Genomic DNA, 12,509 nt, shown 5'->3' with positions numbered 1-12,509 from the left:
GCCCCGACCCCGCCCATGCCACCACTCTCCGACCAGGGGACTCCGATGCCCGACTGCTGCACACCCGGCCGCCACAGCTCCGAGCCGCAAGGCCTCCTGCTGCTCGGCACCACCCCGGTCAGCGCCGCCGCGCGGCGGGCCGGCCGGCACCTGCTGGAGCTGCCCGGCGGGCGGTTCCTGATGGGCACCGACGACCGCGACGGCTTCGCCGCCGACGGCGAGGGGCCGGTCCGCGAGGTCGGGGTCGGCGCCTTCCGGATCGCGGCGGCCACCGTGACCAACGCCGAGTTCGCCTCCTTCGCCAAGGAGACCGGGTACGTCACGGACGCCGAACGGTACGGCTTCAGCTACGTCTTCGGCGGCTTCCTGCCGGCCGGGCTCCGCACCGGCTCCCCGACCGTGCCGGGCACCCCGTGGTGGCACGCGGTCGCCGGCGCCGACTGGCGCCGCCCCGAGGGCCCCGGCTCCGGCTTCGCCACCCGGCAGCAGCACCCGGTCGTGCACGTGTCGTGGAACGACGCGCAGGCGTACTGCGCGTGGTCCGGTACCCGGCTGCCCACCGAGGCCGAATGGGAGTACGCGGCCCGCGGCGGCCTGGCCGGGCGCCGCTACCCGTGGGGCGACGAACTCGCCCCGGGCGGGCGCGAGATGCTCAACATCTGGCAGGGCGTCTTCCCCACCGCGCACACCGGCCGGCACCGCGGCACGGCGCCGGCCCGCGCGTACCGGCCGAACGGCTTCGGTCTGTACAACACGGTCGGGAACGTCTGGGAGTGGTGCTCCGACTGGTTCAGCCCCGACCACCACCGGGCCGGCCCCCGCACCGACCCGGCCGGCCCTCCCGAGGACGCCGCCCGGGTGATGCGCGGCGGATCGCACCTCTGCCACGACTCGTACTGCAACCGCTACCGGGTCGCCGCCCGCAGCTCGAACACCCCCGACAGTTCGACGGGCAACATCGGGTTCCGCGTCGCGGCTGCGCCCTGAGACACCCTGAGGACGGCAACGGCCGGCCGCCCGCCCGCGAGGGGTGGACGGCCGGCCGCCAGTGCCGGGGCGGAGCGGGTCAGGAGTAGATCTGGAACTCCGAGAGCTGCCCGGCGGGCCAGCCCGTGTTGCCGGTGAAGCTCAGCCGCAGGTAGCGGACGGAGCTCGTCGGCACCGCGATGGTGACGGTGTTTCCGGTGGCGGGGTTGAAGACGTAGCCGGCCGAGGCCTTCAGCGTCGTCCAGGTGCTGCCGTCGGTCGAGCCGAGCACCGAGAGCGTCTCCGTGCGGGTGGCCCAGTCGGCGGCCGGGGGCAGGGCGAGGGTGAGCGTGGTGACGCTCTTCGCACTGCCGAGATCGGCCTGCAGCCACTGCGGGAAGGCGTTGTTGTTGCTCTCCCAGTAGCTGCTCGCGTTGCCGTCGTTGGTGTTGCCGGGGCCGTAGTTCTGGGTGGAACTGCTCGCCGTCATGGCCGCGCCGAGCGCCAGGTTGCCGCCGCCCACCGCGTTGCCCGTCCCGCTCAGCGCGACGGTGAGCGGGCTCGCCGCGTCGTTCGAGGCGATGCTCACGCCGCCGGTGCGGGAGCCCGCGGCCGTCGGCCGGAAGGTGACGCCGACGGTGCAGGAGGCGCCCGCCGCCAGGGTGGCGCCGCAGGTGCTGGTGGCGGTGAAGTCGCCGGTGGCGGTCACGGCGCCCAGCGTGGCCGTCGCGGTGCCGGTGTTGGTGACGGTGGTGGTCTTCGCCGCACTGCTGGTGCCGACGTTCTGGCCGGCGAAGGACAGGCTCGCGGGAGCGGCCGCCAGGACGGGCGCGGTCGTTCCGCCGCCCCCGGTGGTGCCGCCGCCGGAGTAGACCAGCAGTTCGGAGAACTGGGCGGCGGGCCAGCTGGTGTTGCCGGTGACGTTGACCCGCAGGTAGCGCACGGTGCTGGTCGGCAGGGCGACGGTGACGGTGTTCCCGGTGGCCGGGTTGAAGACGTAGCCGGCCGAGGCCTTCAGCGTCGTCCAGGTGCTGCCGTCCGTGGAGCCGAGCACCGAGAACGTCTCCGTGCGGGTCTCCCAGGCGGTGGCGGGCGGCAGGTCCAGGGTCAGTGAGCCGACCTGCTGGGCGGAGCCGAGATCGGCCTGGAGCCACTGCGGGAAGGCGTTGCCGGCGCTCTCCCAGTAGCTGGCGGTGTTGCCGTCGTTGGTGTTGGAGGCCGGAAAGCCGCCGTTGGCGCTGCTCGCGGTGATGGTCGCGCCGGCCGCCAGGTTGGTGGTGGCGGACACGCCCGTCCCGGACAGCGTGGTGCCCACGGGGGTGGCGGTGGTCGAGTTGGCGATGGCCAGGGTGCCGCTCGCGGCGCCGCCCGTGGTCGGGGTGAAGGTGACGGCGACCGTGCAGGAGGCGCCGGAGGCCAGGGTGGCGCCGCAGGTGCTGGTCTGGGCGTACGGGCCGCTGACGGTGATCGAGGTCAGCGAGGCGGCGCCGGGCCCGGGGTTGCTGACCGTGACCGTCCTGGCGGCGGTGGTGCTGCCGACGGCGACGTTGCCGAACGCGAGCGAGCCGGGGCTCGCCGAGACGGGGGTGCGGACGACGGTGCCGCCGTCGGTGCCGACCAGTTGCACGGTGACCGGCCCGCCGGACTGCCCGTTGGGGATGGTCAGCGTGCCGGTGGTGATGCCGGAGGCGGGAGCCGTGTAGGAGACGTCGACCTGGCACCACATGCCGGGGTCAGTGGGGTTGGCACCGTTCAGGCTCGTCCCGCAGGGCTTGGCCGGGTCCGGGGTGACGGTGAACCCGCCGGTGGCGGAGATGCCGCCGAGGGTGGCCGCCGAGCGGCCGGTGTTGTAGACGGTCACCTTCTGGACCGGGGTGGCGGAGCCGACCGCGGCGTTCTGGAAGGTCACGGTACTGGGGAAGGCGGTGACCGGCGCCGTGCCGGGGAACCCGCAGACGGCGGTGGACGACCAGCCGGTGTTGCCGGTGCCCAGCGCGAGCGCGAAGCCGGAGCCGCAGTCCTCGACACCGCCGACGCCGACGTTGCTGGCGCTCACGCCGGAGACGCTGGCGGAGCCCGAGGTCTGGTTCTGGAAGACGTAGGTGCCGACACCGTTGACGGTCTCGTTGCTGATGTGCACGTTGCTGATCGGCTTGCCGCCCTCCAGCGTGCCCTGGAACTGGTAGGCCTCGTACGGGCTGGCGAGGATCTCGTTGCCGGAGATGTTGATCGTGCCGGTCATCGGCGCGTCCAGCGCGAAGAACCACATGGCGCCGACGCCGTAGTCCCAGCCGGGGTCGAACTGGCCGGTGCGGACCAGCTTGTTGCCGCTGATCGTGGTCGTCCCGGCGACCGGGACGGAGCCGAAGCGGTTGCCGACGTGGATGCCGCCGCCGCGGGTGACCGTGTCCTGCACCAGGTTGTTGGTCACGCTGTTGTCCGAACCGCCGTACAGCGCGATGTTGTTGGCGAGTCCGGGTGAGCTGACCGTGTTGTGGTCGAAGGTGTTGCCGCTGTTGTTGGTCGACGACCACATGGCCAGGCCGTCGTCCTGGGTGTTGCGCAGGAAGCTGTTGCGGACGGCGGAGTTGGAGATGCCGCCGTCGAAGTTGATGCCGTCGGCGAGGGTGTCGAGGATCCGGACGTTCTGGATGGTCAGGTTCGTGGTGGGGCCGACGATCCAGGCCCCGACCTTGACGTTCTGCATCCAGACGTCGGAGATCACGGTGTTGTTGAAGCCGCCGTTGAAACCGTTGACCGAACCGTCGCTGTCGTCGCGGACGTTGACGTTCCCGAAGATCGCGAGGTCGCGCACGGTGACGTTGGTGGTCTGGCCGACGTTCCCCTGGAACTCCACGTTGTGGCCGGTCAGCTTGGTGTACCACTGCCCGGCGCCCGCGACGCCCACCCGGTTGAGGCCGATCGGCGCGGTGATGTTGTAGAGGCCCTGGGGCAGGTAGACGCCGGTGCCGGCGGCGGAGGCGTCGTTGATCGCCTGCTGCAGCTTGGTGGTCGCGTCGGCGACGCCGGAGGAGTCGATGCCGTAGGGCGCCTGGGTGACGTCGAGGTACCCGGCGGGCTTGGGCAGCGGCGCGGGGACGTTCTCGAACTCGGCCGTGTTGATGGCGTACCAGGGCGCGTTGTCGTTCGCGTCGACCTGGAGCTTCACCACGGTGCCGGCCGGCAGCACCGACGGGAACATGATCCGGGCGTCGTCGTAGAAGTCGTGCGGCACCGCGCTCTGCGGGTTGCCGACGTCGGCGGGGTTGTTGGTGAAGGTGTACGCGCCGTACAGCCAGCTGTTCCTGGACGTCAGCCGGAGGTCCTGGGACTTCGTCCCGTTGACGTACACGCTCAGCGGCGCGTCGAGCCCCTTGCCGTCCGGCGAGTCCGGGATCGAGTAGTGGAAGTTCACCGCGTTGGCCGGCGCCGTCAGCGTGAACGAGACGTACTTGCCCTGCCCGACCAGCTGCACGGCCTGACGGCCGGTCGCCTCCGAAGCAAGCGTGCCGTAGGTGTAGTTGGGGGCGAGGACGGTGCCGTTGGTGGCCGCGTCCGCAGCCAGGTACTGGGTGAACGGGACGGCGGCCCCGGCCGGGGTGGCGGCGGCGGCCACGGTGGCCGGCAGGGCCACCAGTGGCGCGGCGGCCAGCAGGGCGGCGGAGGTGAGACCCGCCGCCCAGCGGCGTATGACACGGGTCGGACGGTGGAACACGCAAGGCTCCTACGGCTCGGCTGATCTGGGTGGGGGGCGGCCGCGCCGCCCCCCACAGAGGCGACGCGGCCCATCGGTGCCGGCCACGCGGAAGCTGCGCCCGGACACACCGCCGTACCCCGCAGGCAGCGGTGCACCCACCCGGGGCAAGCCGCTTGTGGCGGCATCACTTAACCATTTCCAACAGATGGCCACAATATTTCGATCGAAGTTTGCAAAACTTTGACATCTGATCGGGTCGCCCGACACTGCAGCCCGAGGGCGGGCGGCCCACCGGGTCACAAGGGCGAGTTATTGCATCCATGCGACTCTTTTTTGCACAACATGCGCGTTCCATTGCGCCTTCATGTCGATCTCGTTACGATCCCCCAGCACTGGACTCCGCGCCGGCCGGCACTGCCGCTCAACCATCCATTCCGTCAGCGGAGTTGACGACCAATCGAAGGAGATCCAGATGGGTGTCACACGTCGGGCGTTTCTGCAGGCCGCAGCCGTGGCGGGGGTTGCCGGAGCGATGGGGCTCGGGGAGGTCGCGCTCGCCGGGCCCGCAGCCGCGGCGAGCGCGCCCGGCGATGTGGTCGGCAAGGTGACGGTGGGCTACCAGGGCTGGTTCGCCTGCGCCGGGGACGGCGCCCCGATCAACGGGTGGTGGCACTGGGCCCAGAACTGGGGCCAGACGCCGTCCGCCTCCAACAACGCCATCGTGGCCTGGCCCGACGTCCGCGACTACCCGACGACCTACCGCACCGCCTACGCAAGCCTCGGCAACGGGCAGCCGGCCTCGCTGTTCTCCTCCTACGACCAGTCGACCGTCGACGTGCACTTCCGCTGGATGAAGCAGTACGGCATCGACACCGCGGCCCTCCAGCGCTTCAACCCCACCGGCGGCGAGGGGCCGACCCGAGACGCGATGGCGGGCAAGGTGCGCAGCGCGGCCGAGTCCCAGGGCGTCAAGTTCTACGTGATGTACGACGTCTCCGACTGGGCGACCATGCAGGCGGACATCAAGACCGACTGGACGAACAAGATGCGGGCGCACACCGCCTCGTCCGCCTACGCACGGCAGAACGGCAAGCCGGTGGTCTGCATCTGGGGCTTCGGCTTCAACGACAACCAGCGGCCGTTCACGCCGGACGTCTGCCTGGAGGTCCTGAACTGGTTCAAGGCGCAGGGCTGCTACGTGATCGGCGGGGTGCCGACCTGGTGGCGGACGGGCGACCGGGACTCCCGGCCCGGCTTCGGCGACGTCTACCACGCCTTCGACATGCTCTCGCCCTGGATGGTCGGCCGGATCGGCAACGTCTCGGACGCCGACAACTTCTACAACGTCGCGACCGTGCCCGACCTCGCCGAGTGCACCGCGCGCGGCATCGACTACCAGCCGTGCGTGCTGCCCGGCGGGGTCTCCAACCGGCAGCGCGCCCACGGCGACTTCATGTGGCGGCAGTTCTGGAACATGGGCCGGGCCGGGGTGCCGAGCGTCTACATCTCGATGTTCGACGAGTACAACGAGGGCAACCAGATCGCCAAGACCGCCGAGTCCCAGGCCTGGGTACCCGCCGGTTCGGGCTACCTCGCCCTCGACGAGGACGGCACCGCCTGCTCCTCCGACTACTACCTGCGGCTGACCGGCGACGGCGGTCGGATGCTGAAGGGCCAGCTCGCCCTCACCGCCGTCCGGCCGACCCAGCCGGTCGTCGGCGGCGGGGGCGACACCGTGCCGCCGACCGCCCCCGGCGGTCTGCGCGTCACCGCCGTGACCGACACCACCGTGGCGCTGGCCTGGACGGCGTCCACCGACAACGTCGGCGTGACGGGCTACCGGATCCGCCGGATCACCGGCACCACCGCGACCCCGGTCGGGACCGCCGCCGGGAACGCCACCGCGTTCACCGTGACCGGGCTGACCGCGTCGACGGCCTACACCTTCGACGTGCAGGCGCTCGACGCGGCCGGAGGCGTCTCCCCGCAGTCCAACCAGGTCACCGCCACCACGACGGCCGGCAGCTCACCCACCGTCAACCTCGCCCTGAACCGGCCGACCTCGGAGAGCAGCCACACCCAGGTGTACGGCTCGGGCAACGCCGTGGACGGCGACCCGAACAGCTACTGGGAGAGCGCCAACAACGCCTTCCCGCAGTGGCTCCAGGTCGACCTCGGATCCGCCACGGCGGTCCGCCGGATCGTCCTCACACTGCCGCCGGCCACCGCCTGGGCCACCCGGACGCAGACCGTCGCCGTCCAGGGCAGCACCGACGGCAGCTCCTTCGGGCAGCTGCTGGGCGCCGCGGGTTACACGTTCGACCCCGCCACCGGGAACGCCGCCACGCTGACCCTGCCCGCCACCGCGACCACCCGGTACGTCCGGCTCGTCTTCACCGCCAACACCGGCTGGGCGGCCGGGCAGGTCTCCGAGTTCCGGGTGTACGCCGCCTGACCGGCCCTCCCGGGAGGCGGCCGATTCACTGGCCGCCGACGCGCTGGGCCACTGCCTGGTCCGGTCAGGTGCCGTAGGTGCGGCGCAGCCGGGCCAGGTAGTCGGCGGTGCCGCCCGGGCGGCCCAGGTCCTGGGCGCCGTGGCGGTGCAGGTCCAGCCGTCCGTCGGGGTGCAGGCGCACGGTGGTGGTGGCCCGCCGCTGCACCGGCTCGACGGGCACCGGGACGGCGGGCACCGGCTCGACGGGCACCGGCTCGGGAAGAACCGGTTCGGCAAGCACCGGGACGGCGGGCGCGAAGACCGCTGCGGCGTCCGCGGGAGTGGGGCAGGGCAGTTGGCCGGTGCGGTTCGCACTGCTGACGTAGAGCAGGGGGAACGGGTCCAGCAACGGGCCGAGTCCGGGGTGGCGGGCGCCGAACAGCAGGGTCCAGCCGTCACGCGTGGCCGGCCCGAGCCAGCCCGGAGCCGCGGCCTCGTCCCGCACCGGTACCAGCAGGGTGAGGAGTTCCTCGGCCAGCAGCCGGCGGGCCAGCCGCAGGTCGGCCGGGTCCAGTGCGAGCAGCCCGACGAGGCGGTCGAGGGTGACAGGGTGGTGGGCCCACAGAGCAACGGCCTGACCCGGCGGGCGCTGCTTCGCGGCGTTCACCGCGGCGGGTTCGGTGGCGGCCACCACACAGGTCAACGGGGCCGGGTTGGGCAGCACGACGGCCGAGCCCCGGGCGAGGGCCAGACGTACGGTGGCCACGTCCGAGGTGCCCGCGGTGTGGCTCACGGGCGGACCTCGCTGCGGGGCTGAGTGATCGTGGTCACGGGCACGGTGGTCATGGGCACGGCAGTGACGGGCTCGGCGGTCGCCGGTGGAGAGGCCGCTGCGAGGCCGTCCAGGTAGCCGGCGAAGGCATGTTCGTCGACGGTGGCGCGGCCGGTTCGGTAGGCGCGGGTCTTGACCCAGGCCATCGCGGCCCGCGCCTGTCCGGCGTCCAGGTGGTGACCGAGGCCGGTCGCGACCGCGGTGACCACACGGGCACTGGCCAGGTGGGTGAGGACGACCTCGGGCTCGATCCCCAGGAGTGACCTCGGGTCGAAGGGCTGGAAGAGGCCCGGGTTCACGAAGGGGGTGCCGGTGGAGATCGATCCGACGCCGGTGCCCACCACCGGGGTCGTGACGGTCAGCGGCACGCCGGTCTGCTCGGACACCATCGCCGCGATGGCCGGCAGCCGGGTCAGGTCAGGGGCCGTCCACCACAGGCCGCCGGCCCCGGACGCCGGCCGGAGCAACCGCTCGGCGCGGGCGGGATCGTGGGCCAGCAGGAACAGCAACTGCTCGGTGGCGACCATTCCGGACCGCTCGGCGATGCCGAGCCACGAGGCGGAGGCCACGCGCACACCCGCTGCCAGCGCCTCCAGGGTGTTGGCCAGGCCCAGCCCCAGATCGTTGTGCAGATGCGATCCGAGGACCACCCCGGGGCCCGCACCGGCCCCGACCTCGGCGAACATCGCGGTGGCCTCGAAGGGCAGTTGACGGCCCACCGTGTCGGCGAGCAGCACCACGCCGGCCCCGTTCGCGGTCATCGCGGCGGCGGCCCGTGCCATGGCGCCGTGGTCCGCCCGGGAGGCGTCGGCCAGGCAGACGTCGATCGCCACCTCGCCGTCCGACCGGCGCAGCGCCCCGACCAGTTCGGCGCCCTGCTCCAGCGCACTGCGGGCGTCCTGGTGGACCATCACTCCGGCCATGGCCTCCGACGCGGGCACCACCAGCATCACCCGGGCGTGCGCGACCCCCCGGACCGATGCCAGCGCCTGCTCCGCGTCCTTGCGGGTCCCCCGGCAGACGGCGGCCACGCTGACCGCTCCCTCCGTCTCGACGGCGACCCGCCGTACCGCCTCGAACTCCTCGGCGCACACCGCCGGGAACCCGGCGGCGAACACCACGTGCCGTGGCCCGTCCGAGCCGAAGACCGCCCCGTGCGCACGGGCCAACCGCACCCGGAACCCGGCCGGCATCAGCGTCTTGGCCTGCGCCCCGTCCCGGGCCGACTCCTCCCACAGCACCAGCCGGCCGGCCTGTGCCGTCTCCCGCACCACGTCCCGCATCGTTCCCCCCACTGCCCCTGCCCCCGGCCGGCGACGGACCGCCGCCCGTACCCGTCCGAACCATAGCCACCGATCACACCGGCGCACCCGAATCTGCCGGACCACCGACGGGACCGGCCCTGATTCGAGGGATCTTCGTATCGGCGCGGACCAGTTGTGCTAGGTGACGTCACCGGGTGCAGCGGTGACGGCGACCGCCCGCCACGAGGACCGGCACCGGGAGGCACGGCCGCTGAAGGCGAACGGAGGCCACCGGGGGCGCCCCGTGTGGCCGGTCCTCCCGTTACCCGTGGGTGCCGGGGAGCGTTGGAGCGGCATGACGACTTCTTCGAGCCCGACAACCCGCCCAGCCGGCCCGGCCGGCCCGGCACCGCTCACCGGAGCCACCGGTGCCTGACCTGGTCGGCCACCAGCGCCGCACCCAGGAGCCCGAGTCGCCACCGCCCGCCGGCGCCGCCGGCCGGCAGGCCGGCCGCGGCCTCAACTCGCTCATCCCCCAGCGGCCCGAGAACACGGCCGGCCAGCGGGCGGCGAACCGGCTGCTCGGCCTGCGCGAGATCACCATGTCGGCCGCCGTGGCCGAGGCCGCCTGCGAACTCCTCGCCGACGCCTGCAACCACGGCCACCCCGACGAGGTCACCCGGCACGCCATCGAGGCGACCGTCAACCGCCTGCGCCACGCCCTCGACCAGGCGCAGCCGCAGGGACGCTGAGTGGGCGGGGCACGGTCAGCGGGCGGGGCACGGTCAGCGGGCGGGGCGCGGTCAGCGGGCGGGCGAGGAGGTGCAGTGGGGCAGGTGCCAGGTGGTCCGGACGACGCAGCCGTCCATCGTGCGGCGCTCGGTGACCGTCGTCCGGCAGCAGGTGGCCGCGCCGCGCCCGGGACGGCGGGTGGAGGCGGCGAACACCGCCACCGGCAGCGACCTCGTGCTGGGGGCGGGGCCCGCCGGGGCGGCGGCGGGGCGGTGGTTGCGGCGGCGGCGGTTCGGTGTGCTCATGCGCGATCTCTCCCCGCTGGCGGGCCGTCGAACCACTGCTTCACCTGTTCAGCCACCAACGGGTGGCCGGGCCGTGCGCGCGGGCGCTCCGCGCACGGCCCGTGACCGCCGGATCAGGGGCGTGCCTTGGGAGCGTTCTCCTCGGTCCTGGCCGGGTCGGTCTCGGCGACCGGGGCGAGGATCTCGTCCATCGCCTTCAGCAGCGCGTCGTCCAGGGTCACCCCGGCGGCCTTGACGTTCTCCGCGACCTGCTCGGGCCGGGACGCGCCGATGATCGCCGCGGAGACGTTCCGGTTCTGCAGGACCCACGCCACGGCCAGCTGGGCCAGGCTCAGCCCGGCCTGGTCGGCCAGTGGCCGCAGCAGCTGGACGCGCTCCAGCACCTCTGGCCGGAGCCAGCGGGCGACGAAGTTCGCGCCGCCCTTGGAGTCGGTCGCCCGCGAGCCGGCCGGCGGCTCGGCGCCGGGCAGGTACTTGCCCGTCAGGACGCCCTGGGCGATCGGCGACCAGACGATCTGGCCGAGGCCGAGCTCCTCGCTGACCGGCACGACCTCGGCTTCGATGACCCGCCACAGCGCGCTGTACTGCGGCTGGCTCGACACGAAGGGCACCCGCAGCTCGCGGGCCAGCGCGTGGCCGGCCCGGATCTGCTCGGCCGTCCACTCGGAGACCCCGATGTAGAGGGCCTTGCCGGAGCGGACCACGTCGGCGAAGGCCTCCATGGTCTCCTCCAGCGGCGTGGTGACGTCGTAGCGGTGGGCCTGGTAGACGTCGACGTAGTCGGTCTGCAGGCGGCGCAGCGAGCCGTCGATCGACTCCATGATGTGCTTGCGGCCCAGGCCCCGGTCGTTGCGGCCCGGCCCGGTCGGCCAGTACACCTTGGTGAGGACCTCCAGGCCCTCACGGCGCTCGCCCTTCAGCGCCCGGCCGAGGACGGACTCGGCCCGGGTCTCGGCGTAGACGTCGGCGGTGTCGAAGGTGGTGATGCCCGCGTCGAGCGCGGCCCGGATGCAGGCTGCGGCCGCGTCCTCCTCGATCTGGGAGCCGTGGGTGAGCCAGTTGCCGTAGGCGATCTCGCTGACGATCAGGCCGCTGCGGCCGAGATGGCGGAACTCCATGTGTCGGATCCTCTCTGTACCAATGCCGGGGCAGTACCGGTGTCAGGTCCGATCATGCCCGGCCGGGCCGGAGGGTGCGGGCGGCCGCCGTGGAATTCTCCCGGCGGATTTCGGACGGCCCGGCGGGGAGCCCGGTGATCCGGCGGGACGGACCGGTCCGCCCCCTGACGGGTGCCCGGCGCTGACGGGTGCCCGGCTCAGGGACGCCGGGCGGCGGCCGGGCGGGCGGTGCGGCGGCGGACCTCGGCGGAGCGCCGCCAGATCCGCTCGCGCACCGTCTGCGGCAGGTCCTCTCCGGTGTCCTCGGACAGCACCTCCCGGCGGGCGACCACCGCGCTGGACACCATCGCCCGGTAGCGGCCGAAGATCTGGATCTCGCCCTCGGCGGGACAGCCCTCGCCGAGGTAGGTGTAGTCGCTGTCGTACCTCGTGCCCTCGCCCAGCCGGGCCGCGTCCACCGCCCAGCAGCGCAGTTCGGCGGGCGGAGCGGCAATCATGATCAGCCCGCCGCGGCGGGTCACCAGCCCGGCGAAGTCCCGCTGCCGCCGGTAGTCCTCGCGGACCTTCTCGTGCCAGCCCTCGATGTCGGCGAGGGCCAGGTCCAGCCCGGGGGTCCGCCACCGCACGGTGCCGTCCGGCGCCGGGCGCAGCGGCAGTGCCCGGCGCAGCGCCCGGGCGGCGGCCTCGCTCAGGGGCGTGAGGTCGCGGGGTACCAGCACGACCGGGTCGGCGGCCTCGCCCTCGAACGGGGTGGGGTCGAGGAAGGGCCGGTCGATGACGATCAGGGTGTTCGGGTGCCGCTCGTAGGACAGCCCCCACAGCAGCCGGGCCAGCAGGCCGGCGCCGGCCCGGTCCGACAGGACGTGCCAGGTCTGGTGGAAGAAGTTGGTGGCGAACCTCGCCCTCGTCCCGGGCCTGGGCGACAGCACGGTGTAGTCGCGGCCGTCGAGGCGCATGACGCGGCGGTGCAGCTTCAACCCGTCGCCGGCCGTGGCCGCCGCCTTCGGGCGCGGCCTCGCCGCAGTCCTGGTACCGATGGTTCCCGTGCCTCCTGTACGGGCGGGCTCGGGCGGCCCGCACAGGGGAATCGTGGCGGACCGGCCCGGGATCGTCACCAGGTTTTCGGTTGCGAGCCACCACGGAACGTTCTTTTGAACGTGTTCATATTTTGCTAGGCTCGC

At 73.0% G+C, this 12,509-nt stretch carries 9 protein-coding genes; 3 read left to right on the top strand and 6 right to left on the bottom strand.

All coding sequences use genetic code 11. The features are described 5' to 3' along the window. Positions 1–45: 45 nt before the first annotated feature. Complete coding sequence (locus ACFUK0_RS07485; protein WP_380247193.1) at positions 46–987, top strand: formylglycine-generating enzyme family protein; 942 nt, start codon at positions 46–48, stop codon at positions 985–987. A gap of 79 nt (positions 988–1,066) precedes the next feature. Here the strand turns inward: ACFUK0_RS07485 and ACFUK0_RS07480 are convergent, their stop codons facing one another. Beyond that, positions 1,067–4,681 (bottom strand): discoidin domain-containing protein, encoded by a 3,615-nt coding sequence (locus tag ACFUK0_RS07480; RefSeq protein ID WP_380247191.1) that lies wholly within the window; start codon positions 4,679–4,681, stop codon positions 1,067–1,069. A 454-nt stretch (positions 4,682–5,135) separates the two neighbouring features. Here ACFUK0_RS07480 and ACFUK0_RS07475 point away from each other — a divergent pair, with 454 nt between their 5' ends. After that, positions 5,136–7,118: a discoidin domain-containing protein gene (locus ACFUK0_RS07475; protein WP_380247189.1), complete on the top strand. Its 1,983-nt coding sequence runs from the start codon at positions 5,136–5,138 to the stop codon at positions 7,116–7,118. Between the two features lie 64 nt (positions 7,119–7,182). Here the strand turns inward: ACFUK0_RS07475 and ACFUK0_RS07470 are convergent, their stop codons facing one another. After that, positions 7,183–7,890 carry a hypothetical protein gene (locus ACFUK0_RS07470; protein WP_380247187.1) on the bottom strand — a complete coding sequence of 236 codons (708 nt, stop codon included), beginning with the start codon at positions 7,888–7,890 and terminating at the stop codon, positions 7,183–7,185. Beyond that, complete coding sequence (locus ACFUK0_RS07465; protein WP_380247185.1) at positions 7,887–9,212, bottom strand: 2-isopropylmalate synthase; 1,326 nt, start codon at positions 9,210–9,212, stop codon at positions 7,887–7,889. The genes ACFUK0_RS07470 and ACFUK0_RS07465 overlap by 4 nt, the downstream gene beginning before the upstream one ends. A 389-nt stretch (positions 9,213–9,601) precedes the next feature. Here ACFUK0_RS07465 and ACFUK0_RS07460 point away from each other — a divergent pair, with 389 nt between their 5' ends. Then, complete coding sequence (locus tag ACFUK0_RS07460) at positions 9,602–9,925, top strand: hypothetical protein (protein WP_380247184.1); 324 nt, start codon at positions 9,602–9,604, stop codon at positions 9,923–9,925. 51 nt (positions 9,926–9,976) lie between these two features. On the opposite strand, the gene ACFUK0_RS07455 is transcribed toward ACFUK0_RS07460, so the two are convergent. The 3 genes from ACFUK0_RS07455 to ACFUK0_RS07445 all read right to left on the bottom strand — a co-directional run bounded on the left by ACFUK0_RS07455 (position 9,977) and on the right by ACFUK0_RS07445 (position 12,284). Continuing rightward, a complete protein-coding gene (locus ACFUK0_RS07455) occupies positions 9,977–10,210 on the bottom strand; it encodes a hypothetical protein (RefSeq protein ID WP_380247182.1) in 234 nt (77 codons plus the stop codon). Positions 10,211–10,323: 113 nt separating this feature from the next. Next, positions 10,324–11,328 (bottom strand): aldo/keto reductase family protein, encoded by a 1,005-nt coding sequence (locus ACFUK0_RS07450; protein WP_380247180.1) that lies wholly within the window; start codon positions 11,326–11,328, stop codon positions 10,324–10,326. Between the two features lie 197 nt (positions 11,329–11,525). After that, a complete protein-coding gene (locus ACFUK0_RS07445) occupies positions 11,526–12,284 on the bottom strand; it encodes a hypothetical protein (RefSeq protein ID WP_380247178.1) in 759 nt (252 codons plus the stop codon). Between the last annotated feature and the right edge of the window lie 225 nt (positions 12,285–12,509).

It is taken from the genome of Kitasatospora sp. NPDC057223 (assembly GCF_042669755.1).
Taxonomy (GTDB): Bacteria; Actinomycetota; Actinomycetes; order Streptomycetales; family Streptomycetaceae; genus Kitasatospora.
Note: the sequence above shows the minus strand (reverse complement) of the source record. Positions and strands in the feature narration are given on the sequence as shown.